17 protein-coding genes are annotated in these 19,553 nt (G+C 61.1%); 13 read left to right on the forward strand and 4 right to left on the reverse strand.

The features are described from left to right. Window positions 1-219: 219 nt before the first annotated feature. From FBZ97_RS18620 to FBZ97_RS18650, 7 genes are all read left to right on the forward strand, one after another. Window positions 220-1,173, forward strand: a complete 954-nt coding sequence (locus tag FBZ97_RS18620) for a sugar phosphate isomerase/epimerase (RefSeq protein WP_113420878.1) — start codon at window positions 220-222, stop codon at window positions 1,171-1,173. 59 nt (window positions 1,174-1,232) lie between these two features. Continuing rightward, window positions 1,233-2,465 (forward strand): ABC transporter substrate-binding protein, encoded by a 1,233-nt coding sequence (locus FBZ97_RS18625; protein ID WP_113420698.1) that lies wholly within the window; start codon window positions 1,233-1,235, stop codon window positions 2,463-2,465. 68 nt (window positions 2,466-2,533) lie between these two features. Further along, window positions 2,534-3,421, forward strand: coding sequence for a sugar ABC transporter permease (locus tag FBZ97_RS18630; protein WP_113420697.1), 888 nt, complete (start codon window positions 2,534-2,536; stop codon window positions 3,419-3,421). After that, window positions 3,421-4,305, forward strand: coding sequence for a carbohydrate ABC transporter permease (locus FBZ97_RS18635; protein ID WP_145321282.1), 885 nt, complete (start codon window positions 3,421-3,423; stop codon window positions 4,303-4,305). Before FBZ97_RS18630 ends, FBZ97_RS18635 begins: the two co-directional genes overlap by 1 nt. Window positions 4,306-4,309: 4 nt before the next feature. Continuing rightward, window positions 4,310-5,392, forward strand: a complete 1,083-nt coding sequence (locus tag FBZ97_RS18640; protein WP_113420695.1) for an ATP-binding cassette domain-containing protein — start codon at window positions 4,310-4,312, stop codon at window positions 5,390-5,392. A 30-nt stretch (window positions 5,393-5,422) separates the two neighbouring features. Further along, window positions 5,423-7,075 (forward strand): GMC family oxidoreductase, encoded by a 1,653-nt coding sequence (locus tag FBZ97_RS18645; RefSeq protein WP_145321280.1) that lies wholly within the window; start codon window positions 5,423-5,425, stop codon window positions 7,073-7,075. Between the two features lie 452 nt (window positions 7,076-7,527). Beyond that, the gene (locus FBZ97_RS18650) at window positions 7,528-8,820 is read left to right on the forward strand and encodes an NCS2 family permease (protein WP_069614091.1); all 1,293 of its coding nucleotides are present in this window, start codon (window positions 7,528-7,530) and stop codon (window positions 8,818-8,820) included. 148 nt (window positions 8,821-8,968) lie between these two features. Here FBZ97_RS18650 and FBZ97_RS18655 read toward each other — a convergent pair whose 3' ends face one another. Continuing rightward, window positions 8,969-9,454, reverse strand: coding sequence for an ureidoglycolate lyase (locus FBZ97_RS18655; RefSeq protein WP_113420693.1), 486 nt, complete (start codon window positions 9,452-9,454; stop codon window positions 8,969-8,971). Window positions 9,455-10,006: 552 nt separating this feature from the next. Here FBZ97_RS18655 and uraH point away from each other — a divergent pair. Genes uraH through xdhC form a run of 4 tightly spaced genes read left to right on the forward strand, consistent with a single transcriptional unit; the run spans window position 10,007 to window position 15,073 of the window. Beyond that, window positions 10,007-10,372 (forward strand): hydroxyisourate hydrolase, encoded by a 366-nt coding sequence (uraH, locus tag FBZ97_RS18660; protein ID WP_113331751.1) that lies wholly within the window; start codon window positions 10,007-10,009, stop codon window positions 10,370-10,372. Between the two features lie 2 nt (window positions 10,373-10,374). Beyond that, the gene (xdhA, locus tag FBZ97_RS18665; protein WP_145321278.1) at window positions 10,375-11,859 is read left to right on the forward strand and encodes a xanthine dehydrogenase small subunit; all 1,485 of its coding nucleotides are present in this window, start codon (window positions 10,375-10,377) and stop codon (window positions 11,857-11,859) included. Between the two features lie 3 nt (window positions 11,860-11,862). Further along, window positions 11,863-14,217: a xanthine dehydrogenase molybdopterin binding subunit gene (xdhB, locus tag FBZ97_RS18670; protein WP_145321276.1), complete on the forward strand. Its 2,355-nt coding sequence runs from the start codon at window positions 11,863-11,865 to the stop codon at window positions 14,215-14,217. Window positions 14,218-14,221: 4 nt separating this feature from the next. Beyond that, complete coding sequence (gene xdhC, locus FBZ97_RS18675; protein ID WP_145321274.1) at window positions 14,222-15,073, forward strand: xanthine dehydrogenase accessory protein XdhC; 852 nt, start codon at window positions 14,222-14,224, stop codon at window positions 15,071-15,073. Here xdhC and FBZ97_RS18680 read toward each other — a convergent pair. The 3 genes from FBZ97_RS18680 to FBZ97_RS18690 form a co-directional block, all read right to left on the reverse strand. Then, the gene (locus FBZ97_RS18680; RefSeq protein WP_145321271.1) at window positions 15,063-15,503 is read right to left on the reverse strand and encodes a PIN domain-containing protein; all 441 of its coding nucleotides are present in this window, start codon (window positions 15,501-15,503) and stop codon (window positions 15,063-15,065) included. The two genes, xdhC and FBZ97_RS18680, sit on opposite strands and share 11 nt — an antisense overlap. Before the next feature lie 2 nt (window positions 15,504-15,505). Beyond that, window positions 15,506-15,757: a type II toxin-antitoxin system Phd/YefM family antitoxin gene (locus FBZ97_RS18685; protein WP_113353389.1), complete on the reverse strand. Its 252-nt coding sequence runs from the start codon at window positions 15,755-15,757 to the stop codon at window positions 15,506-15,508. An 82-nt stretch (window positions 15,758-15,839) separates the two neighbouring features. Then, the gene (locus FBZ97_RS18690) at window positions 15,840-16,778 is read right to left on the reverse strand and encodes a LysR family transcriptional regulator (RefSeq protein WP_113353390.1); all 939 of its coding nucleotides are present in this window, start codon (window positions 16,776-16,778) and stop codon (window positions 15,840-15,842) included. 155 nt (window positions 16,779-16,933) lie between these two features. Here FBZ97_RS18690 and FBZ97_RS18695 point away from each other — a divergent pair, with 155 nt between their 5' ends. Beyond that, window positions 16,934-18,172, forward strand: a complete 1,239-nt coding sequence (locus FBZ97_RS18695; protein ID WP_113353391.1) for a urate hydroxylase PuuD — start codon at window positions 16,934-16,936, stop codon at window positions 18,170-18,172. Further along, window positions 18,169-19,512, forward strand: coding sequence for a guanine deaminase (gene guaD / locus FBZ97_RS18700; RefSeq protein ID WP_145321269.1), 1,344 nt, complete (start codon window positions 18,169-18,171; stop codon window positions 19,510-19,512). The genes FBZ97_RS18695 and guaD overlap by 4 nt, the downstream gene beginning before the upstream one ends. The last annotated feature ends 41 nt before the right edge of the window (window positions 19,513-19,553 follow it).

Raw genomic sequence — 19,553 nt, forward strand, 5'->3', positions numbered from 1 at the left:
TTTTGGCGTCCTCCCCAATGCCTGTCGCGCGGGATGCTACGGCAAAGCTTATCATTTAGCAAACGTTTGCCAAAAATCGCTTGCATATAAAAACGACTTGTCTACTATCTAGGCACGGCAAACGTTTGCCACTTGCAGTGCATTGAAATCATTATGGATTATTTGCCGTGGATCGTGGTTCCGCGAGCGATCTTCCATGTCTTAAGAACGGATAATCTCATGACGTCTACGGAACGGCTGCGTTTTGGTGTCGATCTCGTCACCTTTTTCCACCCCGGATTTTGGGGCGTAGGGGATTATGACGGCATCATCGCGCTATCGCGCAATGAGCCACGCGCCTTCTGGGACAAGATACTGGATGCCGTGCAAGCCTCCGGCGTCACCGGCGTGGAACTGACCTTCTCGCCCTTCAACTGGCAGGATGCGACGAAGACCTATGGTTCGGTCGAGAACTTCGCCGCAGAGCTTTCCAGGCGTGGCCTGACGCTTGCGAGCGGCTTCTTCGCGGAACTCGAAGCCGCCGGCGATTTCACCGAGGCCTCCGCCCAGGCCGCCATCATCGGTAAGGCAGAAAAATATGCCGAATTCCTCAAGGCATGCGGCAGCGATATCATGGTCATCGGCGCGCCGCTTCGCCAGACGCTCGGCGCTCAGCCGGTACGGTTCTTCGATTTCGAGCAGGCGCGCAAGATTGCCGATTTCCTCAATCGCCTCGGCGCCGCTCTCTACGCCAAGGGTGTGCGGCTCGCTCTCCACACCGAGGCGCATTCGATTTTCGCGGCAGCGCGCGACGTCGATCTGCTGATGCTGCTGACCGATCCCGCCTACGTGCATATGTGCCCGGATACGGCGCATATCATCGTTGCCGGCTCCGATCCGCTGCAGCTTGTCGATCGTCACCATGAGCGCGTCATCATCGCCCATTGGAAGGATGCGCTTGGCCCGATGCCGGCCGATACGGTCATCGACGAGCATATCCATGATCGCCATCGCCCCTATTTCTGCGGCTTCGGTCTCGGCCGGGTCGACTGGCCGGGCTGGGCCAGGCTGCTGCGCGACCGCGGCTATGAAGGCTGGGCGATACTCGAGCTGGATGCCGCGCCCGATCCGGTCGGCGATATCGCCAACGGCCTGACGCTGGTCAGACAGGCGCTCTCGCCGATTTATCGCTGATACCAACGATCCGAAAACGAATAGCCCCGCCAAGAGGGCTTTCCTGAAGAGGTGGAACGATGAAAGACATAGTGAAAATGCTACTGATGGGAGCCGCGCTCGTTACGGCTTCCATTCCTGCCCATGCGGAAGACAAGCCGCAGGCCGAGGTGATGACCTCCTGGACATCAGGCAGCGAAGCCGCCGCCCTCAGCGTCGTCAAGCAGGAGTTCGAAAAGCGCGGCGGCACCTGGAAAGACTCTTCCATCGCCGGTTTCGGCGCGGCCGATGCCGCTTTCCAGAACCGTCTGGTCGCCGGCGATCCGCCGATCGCAAAACAGGCCGTGCTCGGCCTTGCCAATGCCGATTTCGTCAATCAGGGGCTTATGAACCCGATCGACGATGTGGCGAAAGCCGGCAAATGGGCCGACGTCCTGCCGAAATCGATCTACGATCTCATCACCTATAACGGCAAGGTCTACCTCTCCCCGACCGGCGCCCATGGCGAGAGCTGGGTGTTCTATTCCAAGGATGCCTTCGCCAAGGCTGGCCTCACCGGCGAGCCGAAGAGCTGGGATGAATTCTTCTCGGCACTCGATAAGCTCAAGGCAGCCGGCATTCAGCCCGTCGCCTGGGGCGGCCAATCCTGGCAGGAATCCAAGGTCTTCAACATGATCCTGCTGACCCAGGTCGGCATCGACGGCTTCCTCAAGATCTATGCAAACAAGGACAAGGGCGATACATCCGTCGAGGGCGTGAAGAAGACGCTCGATATTCTCGGCAAGCTTCGCGCCTATGTCGACGAGGGGGCTGCGGGCCGCAACTGGAACGACGCGACCGCCATGGTCATCACCGGCAAGGCGGGCGTGCAATTCATGGGCGATTGGGCCAAGGGTGAATTCGTTGCAGCCGGCAAGGAACTGGGCAAGGATTATGGCTGCATGCTCGTGCCGCAATCGCCGGGCATGGTCTACGTCGCCGATTCCTTCTCCTTCCCAAAGATCGCCGATGCGGCCGCGCAAAAGGGCCAGACCCTGCTTGCGGAGGTCGCCATGGATCCGACCGTGCAGGTCGAATTCTCGCTGAAGAAGGGCTCGGTGCCGATGCGCACCGACGTCGACAAGTCCAAGCTCGATACCTGCGCGCAAAAAGGCCTTGAGCTGATGAGAGCCGGCAAGATCGTGCCGGATCAGGCGCTGATCCTTTCGCCGCAGCAGGCCGGCGCACTCAACGACTTCGTTGACGAGTTCTGGACCAATCCGTCCGAGGACAGCGCCTCGGGCGCGGAGAAGTTCTTCGCGATCTTCGAATAGCCTTCCAGCGAGCCGATCCTCGAATTCCGGTCGATCGGCACCGCCCATCCTTTCGAGAAAGTTTGCCTATGCAAACCAAGCGCAGACGTCCCCTTGCTGCGACCTTTGCCCTGCTGCCGACATGGATTGCCGCGATCGTCGTCTATATCGGCACCATGGTCTGGTCGGTGCGCCTGTCCTTTACGGATTCGACCATTTTCCCCTCGTCCAACTATGTCGGCTTTGCCCAATATGCCAAGCTGTTCCGGACATCGCGATGGCTCGCATCCCTGGAAAACGTGCTGATCTTCGGCGTTCTCTACGTCGCCGGCTGCCTTGTTCTCGGCTTCGTGCTCGCCGCGGCCCTCGATCGCAAGGTTCGTTTCGAAAGCCTCTTTCGCACCATCTTCCTCTACCCCTATGCCATGTCCTTCGTGGTTACCGGCCTCATCTGGCAGTGGATGCTGAACCCGACCTTCGGCATTCAGGCGACCGTCAGGGCGCTCGGCTGGCAGAGCTTCGTCTTCGACTGGATCGTCAATCGCGACATGGCGATCTATACGGTGGTCTTCGCCGGTGTCTGGCAGGGAGCCGGTCTCGTCATGGTCATCGCACTGTCAGGCATGCGCGGGATTGGCGAGGAGCAATGGAAAGCCGCCCAGATCGATGGCATTCCGGTCTGGCGCATCTATGCCTCGATCATCCTGCCGCAGCTTGGGCCGGCGCTTGCCGCATCGGGCATGCTGCTCTCCATGGGCGTGATCAAGACCTATGACCTCATCGTCGCGCAGACTGGTGGGGGCCCCGGCTATTCGACCGAGGTGCCGGCAAAATTCATCATGGATAATCTCTTCGAACGCCAAAACCTCGGCCTTGCGAGCGCCGGCGCCACCGTGCTCGTGCTTTCGGTCGTCATGGCCGTCGCTCCGTTTCGCTACGCGCTCCATATGCGCGCCAGAAGAAGGGGAGCACATTGATGGCGGCTCTTCATCCCCGTGGTCCCAAGCCATCACGGCTCACGGCAGGCCAGATCGGGCTCTATGCCTTCCTCATCCTGTCCGCGCTCTTCTTCCTGCTGCCGCTTTATACGATGCTCGTCACCTCGCTAAAGACGATGGAAGAGATCCGCCAGGGTCGCATCTTCGCCTTCCCCGATACCATCGATTTCACCGCCTGGAAGAGAGCGTGGTCGGGAGCCTGCATGGGCACCCAATGTCTGGGTGTGCGCATCGGCTTCTGGAATTCGGTCAGGATCACGGTGCCGGCAGTCGCGATTTCCGTCTTCATTGGCGCGATCAACGGTTATGCCCTGTCCTTCTGGCGGCCGAGGGGCTCGAACCTGCTATTCGGCCTTCTGATGGCCGGCGGCCTCATCCCCTACCAGATCTTCCTCTATCCGCTGGTGCGGCTGCTCGCCAACCTCAGCCTTTATAACTCAGTGGCAGGCGTGGTCCTCGTCCACGTGATCTTCGGCCTGCCGCTGGTGACGCTGCTGTTTCGCAACTATTTCGTCGCCATTCCCGAGGAGCTCTGCAAAGCGGCTCGCGTCGACGGCGCCGGCTTCTGGCGGATCTTCATCGAGATCATGCTGCCCATGTCGGTGCCGATGATCGTCGTCGCCTCGATCTTCCAGTTCACCGGAATCTGGAACGACTTCCTGATCGGCCTGGTCTTCGCCGGACGCGACAACCTGCCGATGACGGTGCAGCTCAACAACATCGTCAACACCACCATGGGCGAGCGCGCCTACAATGTGAACATGGCTGCCACCATTCTGACCGCCGTCGTCCCGCTCGCCATCTATTTCTTCTCCGGCCGCTGGTTCCTGCGTGGTGTCGCCGCCGGCGCCGTCAAGGGGTAATGCCATGCAGCCTGCCGTCTCGGTCAAGGATCTCAAGATCGCCTATGGTGATCACACCGTCATCGACAAGCTGTCGATCGACATCGCTCCGCGCGAATTTCTCGTGCTGCTCGGCCCTTCCGGCTGCGGAAAGTCGACCCTGCTCAACTCGATCGCCGGCCTGCAAGACATCCGCGACGGCGAGATCTGGATCTCGGACAAGAATGTCACCTGGGCCGAGCCGAAGGATCGCGGCATCGGCATGGTCTTCCAATCCTATGCGCTCTATCCCCGCATGTCGGTGCGCAAGAATCTCTCCTTCGGCCTGCGCGTGGCGGGTCTTCCCAAGGCCGAGATCGAGGCGCGCATCGCCCGCACGACGTCGCTTCTCCACCTCGACAAACTGCTCGACCGCCGACCCTCGGAATTATCGGGCGGCCAGCGCCAGCGCGTCGCGATCGGCCGCGCCCTTGTGCGTGAGGTCAATGTTTTCCTGTTCGACGAACCGCTATCCAATCTCGACGCCAAGCTGCGCAACGAGCTGCGCGTCGAGATCAAGAAGCTGCATCAGAGCCTCGGCAACACGATGATCTATGTCACGCATGATCAGGTCGAGGCGCTGACGCTTGCCGATCGCATCGCCATCATGAAGGACGGCGTGATCCAGCAGCTCGCCAGCCCTTCCGAGATCTACCATCGCCCGGCCAATCTCTTCGTCGCCGGCTTCATAGGGGCGCCGGCGATGAACTTCATCGAGGGCGAGATCATTTCGAAGGCGGACGCGCCGGTCTTCGAAAGCAACGGACTTGCGATCCCCCTCGCCGGCTACCCTTTCCTCAGCGCCGTCAAGGCAGGTCCCGCCACGCTTGGCATCCGGCCGGAGCATATCGCGCCGAATGGCGCGGACGTGGGTTGGCCTACCCTTCCGGGCACTGTCTCGGTCGTCGAGCCGATGGGCGCCGATACCGTGCTGTGGTTCGACTGGGCGGGCCGAAGCCTCTCCTACCGCGTCATGGGAGATGCCGCGCTCCAGCCGGGTGCGGCGATCACGCCCGGCCTCGATATCGCCAAGGCCTCCCTCTTCGGCGCTGACGGCGCCCGCCTCTAAGACCACTTCCACAGCATACGGAAATTATCCATGTCTCAGACTGTCTATGACGCGCTGGTGATCGGCTCCGGCGCCGCCGGCTCCTTCGCCGCCAAGGAATTGACTGCCCAAGGGCTGTCGGTGCTGCTGCTCGAGGCCGGCCCGGCGGTGACCCAGAAGGATTTCGATCCGAACCGCAAGAAGGCGCCGGCCAGCAGCATCAATATCTGGGAGCGCGCCCGCGCCACGCTGAAGGGCCAGCCGATCCAGGCGCGCGCCGCCTTCTTTACCGAGCGCTTCAGCCATTTCTTCGTCAACGATCGCAAGAACCCTTATACGACCCCCAAGGATGCGCCATTCCTGTGGATACGCGGCCGCCAGGGCGGCGGCCGTCTGCACAGCTTCGGCCGGGTGCTGCTGCGCTGGACGGATGATGATTTCAAGATCCGCTCGAAGACGGGCAAGGGCGTCGACTGGCCGGTTTCCTACGACGAGCTCGCGCCCTATTATGCCGAGGTCGAAGGAAGCCTTGGTCTCTATGGCAACGAGGATGGCGTGGAGACATTGCCCGACGGCGTCTACGCCCATCCGGCGAAACTGACCCCGGCCGAAGAAATCTTCAAGACGGAAGTCGAAGGACGCTGGCCGAAGCGGCATGTCGTTTCCTGGCGCTATATCGCGCCCGATGCCGAACGGACGCCGAAGCCGCTGCGCGAGGCGTTGGCGACAGGACGGCTGACCATCCGCCATGACGCCATCGTGCGGCGTATCACCACCGACGATGCCGGCGGCCGGGCGACGGGTGCCGAGTTCATCGACCGCGCGACCGGCAAGGTCGAGGCCGCGCGCGCTGCCCTCGTCGTGCTCTCCGCATCGCCGATTGAAAGCGTCCGGCTGCTTCTCAATTCGGCCACGGCTCGCCACCCCCATGGGCTCGCCAACAGCTCGGGTGCGCTCGGGCGCTATTTCATGGATCAGCTTCCATGCCTTGCCTTCGGCTCCTTCTCCAAGGCGAAGGGTTGGACGGCCGATGATTCCGCGCCTGTCGATCCCTTCTACAATCCATCCGGCGGCATTTTCGTACCGCGCTTTGGAGAGGGCGACACAGGCCGCGGCGATTTCGACTATCAGGGAAGTATCGGTCGCGCGCCGACACCGGATGACGAGCCTTCGCGGCTGGCCTTCTTCGGCTTCGGCCGCATGCTGCCCTATGCCGACAATCGCATCACGCTCGATGTAGCGCGCAAGGATGCCTGGGGGATTCCGGTGCCCCATATCCGATGCGTCATGGGCGAAGAGGAACATGCCCTGCTGCGCCGGCAGCAAGAGGTATTGATCGACATGGTGCGTGACGTCGGCGGCGAACTGGAATTCATCGGCTCGCCCACCGGTCTTAGGGAGATGGGCCGTGGAGCCTTTCCCGAGGCCGATCCGTTCAGCCGCTTCATGTTCCGCAGATGGTTCCGCAAGACCATGTGCATGGGCGCCGCCATCCATGAAACCGGCGGCGCGCGCATGGGAACATCGAACAAGGACTCCGTCCTCAATCCCCATAACCAGAGCTGGGATGTCCCTAACCTGCTCGTGACGGATGCTTCCGCCTTTCCGGGCAGCGGCATTGCCGGCACCACGCTGACCGTGATGGCCCTGACCATCCGCGCCTGCAGGAACATTGCCGATCAATATCGCGCCGGACAATCATGATCAGGCGCTTCGTTCCGATTGGAATTCAAACCTTCGGTCGACCTCCATTTTAGATATGGAGGCTCACCGCACTCCTCCATGGCCGCCGTCCGTGTAACCTTCGCGGTTTCGCCATCTGATGGAAATAGTTTGGCTTTGTCACCTTGCCACTGTAAATATCGTGCATATCTTTCTGCCCAACTACATCGAGCGATTGTGCAGGACGAAGAGGTGGGTTCGACCACTCCGTTACGGTGCCCAACCCAGAAGAAATTCGCGCCGAAATAGCTTGAAAAATTAGAATGTCTTTCGCCAATTGCAGGGAAATCCGGCTCTAGCGCGCAAAGCCATTTAAAGCGCACAATCTCCCCTCGCCACGAAGCGTCGAAAACCGCTTCTCGCGCCAGCATCTGGAGGAGATGCGGGACAAGCCCCATGATTTGACGAGCGTCGGGAACGCTTAGGGAGGAACAATGCTTGAACGACTTTTCAAATTGAGTGAGCACGGCACGTCCGCGCGCACCGAACTCATCGCCGGCGTGACGACGTTCCTGACGATGTCCTATATCATCTTCGTCAATCCCGACATTCTGTCGACGACCGGCATGGATCGCAACGCGGTCTTTGTCGCCACCTGTCTCGCAGCCGCGCTGGGTTCGATCGTCATGGGCCTCGTCGCCAATTGGCCGATCGGCATGGCACCGGGCATGGGGCTCAATGCCTTCTTCGCCTTCACCGTGGTTTCGGCTCTCGGCTTTACCTGGCAGCAGGCGCTCGGCGCGGTCTTCATTTCGGGCTGTATTTTCGTCCTGTTGACGGTAACCGGCGTGCGCAGCTGGCTGATTGCCGGCATCCCGCATTCGCTCAGAAGCGCGATTGCCGCGGGTATCGGTCTCTTCCTGGCGATCATCGCGCTCAAGAGCGCCGGCATCGTCGTCGCCAACAAGGCGACCCTCATTGGCCTCGGCGACCTCAAACAGACCGGCCCCCTTCTCGCGATCTTCGGCTTCTTCGTCATCGCCGTTCTCGATGCGCTGAAAATAAGAGGTTCGATCCTCATCGGTATTCTCGCCGTCACCATTCTCTCCTGGATCTTCGGCGTCAGCGAGTTCCACGGCATTGTTTCGGCGCCGCCGTCGATCATGCCGACCTTTTTGCAGCTCGACATCGTCGGCGCTCTCCATGGCGGCCTGGTCCATATCATCCTCGTCTTCGTGCTTGTCGAGGTTTTCGACGCCACCGGGACGCTGATCGGCATCGCCAAGCGGGCGAACCTGATCCAGGAAGGAAAGCCGAACAGGCTGAGCCGGGCTCTGCTTGCCGATAGCGCGGCCATCGTCGCCGGCTCACTGATGGGCACGAGCAGCACGACGGCCTTCGTCGAAAGCGCGTCGGGCGTCCAGGCCGGTGGTCGCACGGGTCTGACCGCGATCACCATCGCCGCCCTCTTCATCGCCGCCCTCTTCTTCTCGCCGCTCGCGGCTTCCGTGCCAGCCTATGCGACGGCTCCGGCGCTGCTCTATGTCGCGGGCCTGATGATGCGCGAGCTGACCGAAATAGAATGGGATGACCTGACCGAGGCGGCACCGGCGGCAATCACCGCGCTTGCTATGCCCTTCACCTACTCGATCGCCAATGGTCTTGCTTTTGGCTTCATCACCTATGTGGCCGTGAAAGTCTTCACCGGCCGCTGGTCGATGCTGCATCCGGCAACACAGATCGTCGCGGCCCTGTTCGTCGTACGCTTCGCCTTCTTCGCGGATTGACGGCGGAATGATTTCAAGGCCGGGTCGTTCGCTGGAATGACCCGGCCTTTTGGCGTTCCGCAGATTGCGAGGAACGGGAACCACTTTGACAAATAAGGGGCGCTGCAACCGCAGCGCCCCTTATTTGTCTGCACCGATCGAGATCCGATCAGCGGATCAGGAACGCCTCGTCATAGAAATGCTCCTCAAGATTGACGCCTTTGCCACCGCGATCCACAACGATGAAATCCGAGATGCCGTCGAGGGGCGTCAGGATGCCGTGCCAGACGTTGCGCCGGATATTGACGCCTTGTCCGGGCCTGGTTCGGAAAGCCATGGGCTCGCCCGGACCATTGTCCGTCTCCGGCGCCGCAACGACGAGGAACGGATTGCCGGTCAGCGGCACGAAGGCCTGGCTGCCGAGAGGGTGCCGCTCGACCATCTTCAGTTCCAGCGGCAGCGCATAGGGTTCGCCGCGCAGCCAGCTGATCATCGTGCGTGCCTCCTCACCAATCGCTTCGACCTTTGCGAGATCATGATAACGAACGCATTTCCCGGCGTTGATGGGGAAACTTTGTGCCCCCTCCATTTCGATGACATCGCCAAAGGGCGCGAATGCGGCTCTCGTCAGCGGCTGAATTTCGATCACTTTCATTCATGGGTCTCCCGTTTCCATTCTCCGAAGTCATCTCTTCCTCGATCGACGATATGTTCGCTTGGGTTTGATACCTGACCCGCTGTGCGGACAGCGGAAATCGACCGGAGCGCGGCTGGCAACCCGGCGGCCGCCATGCCGCGGCTATTTCCATGGTCAATCACTACCGACGCTGATCACGAAGACCGCGGCATCGGATTCCCCCTGCCGCAAGCGCCTCTACCCGATACCCATCAGGGTCGGCCGAACATCGGCGTGCTCATCACGTCCGCCATGCAATACGGAAATCTGCATTTTCATGAAATGCATATCGCGATACCGGCACGTATTTCCCGGCCTCAGCGCATGCGAAGCGCGCAAGCCGTATTCATCCATCCCGCCGCGACATCGTATGAAACGCTCCTCCAAACGTTTCGACATCCAATGTCTAACCGCAAATCACGCGTGCCATTCCCCTTGGAAATTTTGAAAGTCTCGAACGTTACAGCTGCTTTTCATGGGAATGAGCCTGGCGGATAGTAGAGAAAGGAGCGCTACGTTCGGGAGAAGAATATGCAGTCTCATTCGCCAGGAGCCGGACGGCTCACGACCCACGTCCTGGATACGGCGCTCGGCAAACCTGCTGAAGGCTTGCGCATCGAACTCTACCGGATCGAGGGCGATGCACTGCACCTCCTGACGTCCACCGAAACCAACGACGACGGTCGCTGCGATGCGCCGCTGCTATCAGGCGAAACCATGCAGGCCGGCACCTACGAGCTGCGCTTCCATGCCGGTGACTATCTTGGCCGCACATCGGCGAGCCCGATGTTTCTAGACATCATTCCGATCCGCTTCGGTCTCGCTGATGAACAAGCGCACTACCATGTGCCGCTGCTCCTCTCGCCTTACAGCTACTCCACCTACCGCGGGAGCTGAAAATGACATCGACGAAAATCCGCTCCGAACTTCGTTTCATTCTCAACGGCTGGGACATCATTCTTACCGACGTGGCGCCGGACCAGACGCTGCTCGACTGGCTGCGCCTTTCCCGTTCGCTGAAGGGCACCAAGGAAGGCTGCGCCGAAGGCGACTGCGGCGCCTGCACGGTGCTTGTGGGTCGGCTGACGCCCGCGGGTGGCCTCGTCTATGAGAGCGTCAACGCCTGCATCCGCTTCCTCGGTTCGCTGGATGGCTGTCATGTGGTCACCGTCGAGCATCTCGCCCCGAGCGACGAACACCTGCATCCGGTGCAGCAAGCGATGGTCGACTTTCACGGTTCGCAATGCGGCTTCTGCACGCCTGGTTTCGTCATGTCGCTCTACGGACTTTGGATGCAGACGCCGAATCCCACGGATCAACAGATGGAAACAGCGCTCCAGGGCAATCTCTGTCGCTGCACCGGCTATGAACCGATCTTGCGCGCCGCCCGCTCCATCTCCCAATATGGCGGTACGCAAGACGACCCGCTGCTGATCGAACGCGAAACCATGATCGCGCGCCTGCAGGCCCTTCGCGATGGCGCCCGCGTCGAAATCGGCGAGGGTCGAAATCGGCTGATCGTGCCGGCGAACCTTGATGATTTCGCCTCGGTTCTGGAGGCCTCGCCGACGGCGACCGTGGTGGCCGGCTCGACCGATGTCGGCCTCTGGGTCACCAAGCACATGCGCGACGTCACGCCGGTCATCTTCATTGCCGGGCTGCAGGAGTTGAAATCGATCGTGGTGAAAGACGGCGTGATCAGCATCGGCGCCGGCGTCACCTATTCGGAGGCGTTCGCGACGCTTTCGCAGCATGTCCCGGCGCTTGGGCCGTTGATTACCCGCATTGGCGGCCAGCAGGTGCGCAACATGGGCACGATCGGCGGCAACATCGCTAACGGCTCGCCCATCGGCGATACGCCACCGGCGTTGATTGCGCTCAACGCGTCGCTGACCTTGCGCAAGGGCATCGTTCGGCGCACCATTGCGCTTGAAGACTTCTTCATCGCCTATGGCAAACAGGACCGCCAGCCTGGCGAATTCGTCGAAGCCATCCATATTCCGGTTCCTGCAGCCGCGGCGAAATTCGCCATCTACAAGGTGACGAAGCGCCGGGACGAGGACATTACCGCCACGCTCGGCGCCTTCCGGCTGGTACTTGGCGAAGATGGCACGGTTGCCGAAATCCGGATCGCCTATGGCGGCATGGCCGCGACGCCGAAACGGGCCTTCGCCGTCGAAAGGGCGCTGCTCGGCCAGCCCTGGAGCGAGAGGACCGTGGAGACGGCAATGGAGAAATATGCCGAGGATTACGCGCCACTGACCGACATGCGCGCCACGGCGGAATATCGCGCGTTGGCTGCCAGAAACCTGCTGCTGCGCTTCTACCTGGAAACGACGTCCATCGCGGCGCCGGCGCAGGTATCGAGATACGAGGCCGCGTAAGACATGAACAAGCACACTCCCGATCTCAAACCCGAAACCATCATTGGCGGCGTCCATTCCAGCCCGCGCCATGATTCCGCCCACAAGCATGTCTCTGGTGCCGCCGTCTATATCGACGACATCACCGAACCCACGGGCACGCTTCACGCCGGCCTCGGCCTGTCCACCGTGGCGCACGGCATCCTGAAATCCGTCGATCTCTCAGCCGTGCGGGCCGCCCCCGGCGTCGTTGCCGTCCTCACCCATGAGGATGTGCCCGGCGTCAACGATATCTCGCCCTCCTATATGCATGATGACCCCGTGCTTGCCGCCGGCAAGGTCGAGTTTCATGGCCAGCCGATCTTTTGCGTGATCGCCGAAACGCGCGAGCAGGCGCGCCGCGCGGCAAGGCTGGCAAAGATCGAGTACGAGGAATTGCCTGCTGATATCGACATTTGGGATCTGGATGTTTCCTCTCATAAGCAGGTCGTCACGCCGCTAACGCTGAAGCGTGGCGATCCGGCGGACGCTCTTGCGAATGCTCCGCGGCGCGTGAAAGGCCGAATGCGGCTCGGCGGCCAGGATCATTTCTATCTCGAAGGCCAAGTCTCGCTCGCTGTTCCCGGTGAGGACGACGAGGTGGTTGTCTATTGCTCCACCCAAGGCCCGAGCGAGACGCAGCACATGGTCGCCCATGCGCTTGGCGTGCCGAGCAATGCTGTTACGATCGAGGTTCGGCGCATGGGTGGCGGCTTCGGCGGCAAGGAAACCCAGGCGAACCAATGCGCCGCGATCGCTGCCATCGCCGCCAAGAAGCTGAAGCGCGCCGTCAAGATCCGGCTCGACCGCGACGAAGACATGATCGCGACCGGCAAGCGGCATGATTTCGCCATCGACTACGAAGTGGGCTTTGACGACGAGGGCCGCATCCTTGCCGTCGACTATACCTTCGCGCTTCGCGCCGGCTTCTCCGCCGATCTGTCCGGTCCGGTCGGCGACCGTGCGCTGTTTCACTGCGACAATGCCTATTTCTTTCCGCATGTTCATGCGAAATCGGCGCCGCTCTATACCAATACCGTCTCCAACACGGCCTTTCGCGGCTTCGGCGGTCCGCAGGGAATGGTCGGCGCCGAACGGGTCATCGACGAGGTGGCCTTCGCCGTCGGCAAGGACCCGCTCGAAATTCGCAAACTGAATTTCTATGACGCGATGGGCGTCGATGGTGAGCGCAACCTTACCCCCTACCACCAGAAGGTCGAGGACTGCATCATTCAGCGCATCGTCGCCGAACTGGAGGAAAGCGCTGACTATGCCGGACGCCGCAAGGCGATCGCCGAGTTCAATGCCAAGAGCCGCATCGTCAAGCGCGGCATCGCGCTGACTCCAGTGAAATTCGGCATCTCCTTCACCAAGACGGAGTCGAACCAGGCCGGCGCGCTGGTGCATGTCTATAGCGATGGCTCCGTGCACATGAACCATGGCGGCACCGAGATGGGACAAGGCTTGCACCTGAAGGTGGCGCAGGTCGTGGCGGAAGAATTCCAGATCGATCTCGACCGGGTGAAGATCACCGCGACGACCACGGCCAAGGTGCCGAACACCTCACCGACCGCGGCCTCCTCGGGTGCCGATCTCAACGGCATGGCGGCCCAGAACGCCGCACGCCAGATCAAGGAGCGACTGATCGCCTTTGCCGCGGAAAGCCATCAGGTATCGCCTGACCAGGTTCTCTTCCTGCCCAACCGGGTGCGCATCGGCGACATCGAAATGCCGTTCGACGATCTCGTCAAGAAGGCCTACATGGCCCGCGTCCAGCTTTCGGCCGCCGGCTTCTACAAGACGCCGAAAATCCATTGGGAGCGCAAGGCGGGCCGCGGCCATGCCTTCTACTACTATGCCTATGGCGCGGCGTGCTCGGAAGTATCGATCGATACGCTGACGGGGGAATATGTCGTTGAACGCACCGATATCCTGCACGATACCGGCCGCTCACTGAATAAAGCCATCGATATCGGCCAGGTCGAAGGCGGCTTCATCCAGGGCATGGGCTGGCTGACGACGGAAGAGCTCTGGTGGGACGGCAAGGGGCGGCTTCGAACGCACGCGCCCTCGACTTACAAGATCCCGCTTGCATCCGACCGGCCAAAGATTTTCAATGTGGCCCTAACCGATTGGTCGGAGGCCCATGAGCCGACGATCCATCGGTCCAAGGCGGTTGGCGAGCCGCCGCTGCCGCTCGGCCTCTCCGTCTTGCATGCCCTTTCGGATGCCGTGGCGAGCGTCGCCGACCACAAGATCTGCCCGCGTCTCGACGCGCCGGCGACACCCGAACGGGTACTGATGGCGATCGAGCGTCTCAAGGCGGCGAAGAAGGAGTAAGATCATGCCTGCCGCCCGTGAAGACATCCGGGATTTTCTCCGCCGCGAACCGGCATCGATTCTCGTCGAGGTGACGGGGGTCGCAGGCTCCGCACCGCGCGATGCGGATGCCTGGATGCTGGTATCGGAGCGGGCAATCTTTGCGACGATCGGCGGCGGAACACTGGAATATATGGCGATCGACCAGGCGCGACGGGCATTGCGCTCCGGCCTTGCGGCGGAGCCGATGAACGTACCGCTCGGCCCGGAGATCGGCCAATGCTGCGGCGGTCGGGTGGGCCTCGCCTTCACCGCCCTCAGCCCAGCGCTTGCGAATGATCTCATAGCTCGGAGCGACCGCGAGATGGCCACACGCCCACATGTCTATGTTTTCGGCGCCGGTCATGTCGGCGATGCGCTTGCCATGGCGCTTTCGCTCGCGCCATTACGCGTGGTACTTGTCGATACGCGAGAGGAAGAGCTTGTCGCCAGCTCCGTGCCAGGCATTGAAACCTGTCTCACGGCCATGCCTGAGGCTGTCGTGCGCGATGCGCCGGCCGGCAGCAGCTTCGTCATTCTCACCCATGATCACGCGCTCGATTTCCTGATTGCCGCCGAGGCGCTCAAACGTAACGATGCAGCCTATGTCGGCATGATCGGCTCCAAGACGAAGCGCGCCACTTTCCGCAACTGGCTGTCGCGCGAAAGCGGGCACGCTGAGCTTTTCGATCGCCTCGTCTGCCCAATCGGCGGAACGGCCGTGAAAGACAAGCGTCCCACGGTCATCGCCACGCTTGCCGCCGCCGAGATCATGACAGCGGCGCTGACTTGGACGGCCGCGGCACAGCTAGCCGCGACAAAACCTGTTATCGGATAACGGGCAACTGCTTGAAGGGATTGGCGACCGGCACGCCGAGCGGCGCGAAATGCCGCTCATTGGCCGTCAAAACCGTGAGGCGGCATGCAGCGGCGATGGCGGCGATGGCAATGTCCTCGAAGCCGGGGTCGTGAGCGCGCGCCCGGTCAAGCATCAGGCCAGCATGCTGCGCCTCCTCAACTCCGAAGGGCAGGATACGGCCGGCATAGAAATGTTCCACCGCGGCGAGCCAGCGGCGCAGGTGCTCCGCTTTCGTCGTCGCCCCAATCCTAACCATGCGGGCGATGCCTGCCTCGATCTCGGCGATGGTGATGGCCGAAAGATAAAGCCGGTCACTATTGGCACGCAGCCAGGCCGCGAATGCCTCAGCGCCGACTTGGCGCTTGATCGGCGCATCGGCCGATACGATATTGGTATCCAGAAGATACAAGATCAGAAGCCATTTTCACGCAATGAACGCGCGGGCTTTCGCGATCGCTCTGGAATATCGGCGGGCTCGCCGGGAAAGGCGAGAAGCAGATCGGGGAAATCAGGTACTTTGGAGACCCTTTGCCATTCCTCGAAGGAAACCAGCACCGCTTCCTTCCGGCCATGGCGGGTAATAACGGTCGGCTCACCGGCCACCGCTTGATCGACCACGGCCGAAAGCCTCGCCTTCGCATCCTTGAGCTGGATTTCCTTCATGCCGCCTCTCCATATGACCACCGATAGTCATATGTGATTTCACTGAATTGAGCCAAGTGGAGATCAATCTGTCGCGTTCGATTCACGAGGCTGCGGCCACTGGCTCGTCCTCGAGCAGCTTGCCGATGAGCCGCTGACAGCGCTCCGCCATGAAATCGATCATCAGGCGGACCTTCGGATCCTGGAAACGCTTGTGCGGATAGATGGCGGCGAGCTGGACCGGAGCTGGCGGACTTTCCTTCAGGATCTCCACCAATCGCCCTTCCCTCAGATAGGCTTTAACCTCGAACAGCGGTTTGTTGATGATGCCGCGGTCTTCCAGTGCCCATTGGGTCAGCACATCGCCATCATCGCTGTCATAAGGGCCTGCGACCTCGAACTTGCGGGTACCTTCCGCCGTCATCAGCGTCCAGTAATACTCCTTCGATCCCGGATAGCGCAGCAAGAGGCAGTCATGCTTGTCGGCGATCAACGCATCCGCGCTCGCCGGCACGCCACGACTTGCAAGGTAGGCAGGTGATGCGCAAAGCACCCGCTCGCAATTGAGGATACCGCGCATGCGCAGGTTCGAATCCTCCAGCACGCCAAGCTTGAAGGCGACGTCGACGCCTTCGGCGAGGATGTCGACATTGTGGTCCGACAGGCGCAAGCGTACTTCGATATCCGGATATTTGTCATGAAACTCCGGAATGCCCGAGGCGATCAGCCTTCGGCCGATGCCGAGCGGCGCGGTGATCCTCAGCGATCCCTTCGGATTTCGCGAAAGATCGGCGATCGCCGCTTCCGCCTCATTGACCGCCTCGATGATCTTCACCGCTTTTTCGTAGAAAACGCGGCCATGTTCGGTCGGCGAGAGCTTACGCGTGGTGCGGTTGAAGAGGCGCACGCCAAGATGACGCTCGAGCTCCTTGATGCGGTTGCTCGCCACCGCAGGCGTGACGCGCTGGTCGCGGCCTGCTGCCGAGAGAGTACCGAGTTCGACCACACGAACGAAGACGCGGACATTATCAAGATAGGACATGGCTCCTTCTACCACATTGGCGCGCGGAACAAACCAGGGTTCATCTTATAGATTTTTTTGAAAGTGTTGGTGGATTCACCGGGATTTTCGAGAAAATCACCCGATGGCAAACAGTCCCGTGAAGATCAGGCCCATGAAGGCCGGGAGGAGTTCCCATGTATGAATATGCCATCGCCTGGGACTGGCTGACATTCGCCGTCCGCTGGCTGCACGTCATCACCGCCATCGCCTGGATTGGCTCGTCATTCTATTTCGTGGCACTCGACCTCGGCCTCAAGAAACATCCGGCCCTGCCGCCTGGCGCCTATGGCGAGGAGTGGCAGGTGCATGGCGGCGGCTTTTACCATATCCAGAAGTATCTGGTGGCGCCGGCCAACATGCCGGACCACCTCGTCTGGTTCAAATGGGAAAGCTACGTCACCTGGCTGTCGGGCTTCGGCATGCTCTGTCTCGTCTATTATGCCGGCGCCGATCTCTACATGATCGACCCGGCCGTGCTTGACGTCTCCAAGCCGGTGGCGATCGCCATTTCGCTCTGCTCGATCGCCGGTGGATGGCTCCTGTACGACCTGATCTGCAAGTCGCCCTTCGGCAACGATAATACCCGGCTGATGGTGGCGCTCTATTTCATTCTGGTAGCGGTGGCTTGGGGCTATACCCATCTCTTTACCGGCCGCGCCGCCTTCCTGCATCTCGGCGCCTTCACGGCGACGATCATGTCGGCCAATGTCTTCTTCATCATCATCCCGAACCAGAAGATCGTGGTTGCCGACCTGCTTGCCGGCCGTACGCCAGATGCGAAATACGGCAGGATCGCCAAGCAGCGGTCGACGCACAACAACTACCTGACGCTGCCGGTGCTGTTCCTGATGCTGTCGAACCACTATCCGCTGGCTTTCGGCACGCAGTTCAACTGGATCATCGCCTCACTCGTCTTCCTGATGGGCGTCACCATCCGCCACTGGTTCAATACCCGGCACGCCAATGCCGGCAACCCGACTTGGACCTGGCTGATCACCGTCATCCTGTTCATCATCATCATGTGGCTCTCCACGGTACCGAAAATGCTGACCGGCGAACCCACAACGAAGATCTCCGCCATCCAGCAGCCCTTCATCACGGCGCAGGATTTCCCAAAGGTCCGCGATACCGTGATGGGTCGCTGCTCCATGTGCCATGCGAAGGAGCCGAGCTGGGAGGGCATCGTGGCTCCGCCGAAGGGGGTGATGTTCGAGACCGATCGCGATATCGCCGCCCATGCGCGCGAGATCTACCTGCAGGCTGGCCGCAGCCACGCCATGCCGCCCGCCAATGCCTCTCACATAACCGACGAGGAGCGCCGCCTGCTCGTCTCCTGGTATGAAAGTGCCATCAATGGGGAGAAGACCCAATGAACGAAGTCCTAATCCGTGGTCGCGTGCTGACCTTCCTTGCCGAGCCGCAAGGCATAGATGACACCGCCTCCTATCGCTATATCGAGGACGGCGCCGTCTTCGTCCGCGACGGCAAGATCGTGGAAATCGGCACCTATGGCGACGTGAGAAAGCTGGCTGACGCCGGCATCAGGATCGCGGACCATCGCCCGAACCTCATCCTGCCGGGCTTCATCGACACGCACCTGCATTTCCCGCAGACGCAGGCGATCGCCTCCTATGGCGCGCAGCTGCTCGAATGGCTGAATACCTATATTTTCGTCGAGGAACAGAAGTTTGCCCGCGCCGCCCATGCGGCCGAAGTGGCCGACCGCTTCATGGACGAACTCCTGTCGAACGGCACGACGACGGCGGTTGCCTATTGTTCGGTGCATCCGGAAAGCGTCGACGCCTATTTCGCGGCGGCGCAAGCGCGCGGCATGTGCATGATCGGCGGTAAGGTGATGATGGATCGCAACGCGCCGGAGGCGCTGCGCGATACGCCGCAGCGCGGCTATGACGAAACAAAGCGGCTGATTGCGAAGTGGCACGGCCGCGGACGCGTCCATTATGCCATCAGCCCTCGCTTTGCGATTACCTCGACGCCCGAGCAGATGGAAATGAGCAAGGCGCTCGTCGCCGAGCATCCGGACTGCTATGTCCAGACGCATCTCTCGGAAAATCGGGATGAGATCGCCTTTGCCACCTCTCTCTACCCCGAGGCCAAGGATTATACGGATATCTATGCTCGCTACGGTCTGCTCAACGACCGCATGCTGCTCGGCCATTGTATCCATATGAGCGAACGGGAAGTCGCGGTGCTTGCGGAGACCGGCGCGGTGGGTGTCTTCTGCCCGACCTCGAACCTCTTCCTCGGCTCGGGACTTTTCAACGCCGCACAGTTCGACAGGCTTGGCGCGCGCTGGTCGGTCGCAACCGATGTCGGCGCCGGGACCAGCTTCTCCATGCTGGAAACGATGGATGAAGCCTACAAGGTGTTGCATCTGCAGGGGCAGCGGCTGACGCCGTTCAACTCCTTCTATCGCATGACGCGCGGCAACGCCCTGGCGCTCGGTCTCGAAAAGCGGATCGGCTCGCTGCAGGCGGGCGCGGACGCCGATATCGTCGTGCTGGATTCCAGCGCCAAGTCAGCCATGGAATTCCGCATGCGCACGACAACCTCATTGGCGGAGGAGCTCTTTATCCTTCAGACCATGGGTGATGACCGTTGCGTTGCCGAAGTCTATGTCGCCGGCAAGGCGATGAAGACCAAGGGTAAGAAGACAGATACGACGCTACGCGAACAACTGCAGCTCGCCTGACCAAGTAAATGTGGCGGACCGGCAACGCCGTCGTCTCGGCA

This window comes from Rhizobium sp. ERR 942, assembly GCF_007828395.1.
Lineage (GTDB): Bacteria > Pseudomonadota > Alphaproteobacteria > Rhizobiales > Rhizobiaceae > Rhizobium > Rhizobium dioscoreae.

Bases quoted from the DNA above. Each gene is read 5' to 3' on its own strand.
- FBZ97_RS18685 (WP_113353389.1), bottom strand. From the start codon at position 15,757: ATGAAGGAAATCCAGCTCAAGGATGCGAAGGCGAGGCTTTCGGCCGTG.
- FBZ97_RS18655 (WP_113420693.1), bottom strand. From the start codon at position 9,454: ATGAAAGTGATCGAAATTCAGCCGCTGACGAGAGCCGCATTCGCGCCC.
- xdhB (WP_145321276.1), top strand. From the start codon at position 11,863: ATGAACAAGCACACTCCCGATCTCAAACCCGAAACCATCATTGGCGGC.
- FBZ97_RS18635 (WP_145321282.1), top strand. From the start codon at position 3,421: ATGGCGGCTCTTCATCCCCGTGGTCCCAAGCCATCACGGCTCACGGCA.
- FBZ97_RS18620 (WP_113420878.1), top strand. From the start codon at position 220: ATGACGTCTACGGAACGGCTGCGTTTTGGTGTCGATCTCGTCACCTTT.
- FBZ97_RS18650 (WP_069614091.1), top strand. From the start codon at position 7,528: ATGCTTGAACGACTTTTCAAATTGAGTGAGCACGGCACGTCCGCGCGC.
- FBZ97_RS18640 (WP_113420695.1), top strand. From the start codon at position 4,310: ATGCAGCCTGCCGTCTCGGTCAAGGATCTCAAGATCGCCTATGGTGAT.
- FBZ97_RS18645 (WP_145321280.1), top strand. From the start codon at position 5,423: ATGTCTCAGACTGTCTATGACGCGCTGGTGATCGGCTCCGGCGCCGCC.
- xdhA (WP_145321278.1), top strand. From the start codon at position 10,375: ATGACATCGACGAAAATCCGCTCCGAACTTCGTTTCATTCTCAACGGC.
- xdhC (WP_145321274.1), top strand. From the start codon at position 14,222: ATGCCTGCCGCCCGTGAAGACATCCGGGATTTTCTCCGCCGCGAACCG.
- FBZ97_RS18695 (WP_113353391.1), top strand. From the start codon at position 16,934: ATGTATGAATATGCCATCGCCTGGGACTGGCTGACATTCGCCGTCCGC.
- uraH (WP_113331751.1), top strand. From the start codon at position 10,007: ATGCAGTCTCATTCGCCAGGAGCCGGACGGCTCACGACCCACGTCCTG.
- FBZ97_RS18625 (WP_113420698.1), top strand. From the start codon at position 1,233: ATGAAAGACATAGTGAAAATGCTACTGATGGGAGCCGCGCTCGTTACG.
- FBZ97_RS18630 (WP_113420697.1), top strand. From the start codon at position 2,534: ATGCAAACCAAGCGCAGACGTCCCCTTGCTGCGACCTTTGCCCTGCTG.
- guaD (WP_145321269.1), top strand. From the start codon at position 18,169: ATGAACGAAGTCCTAATCCGTGGTCGCGTGCTGACCTTCCTTGCCGAG.
- FBZ97_RS18690 (WP_113353390.1), bottom strand. From the start codon at position 16,778: ATGTCCTATCTTGATAATGTCCGCGTCTTCGTTCGTGTGGTCGAACTC.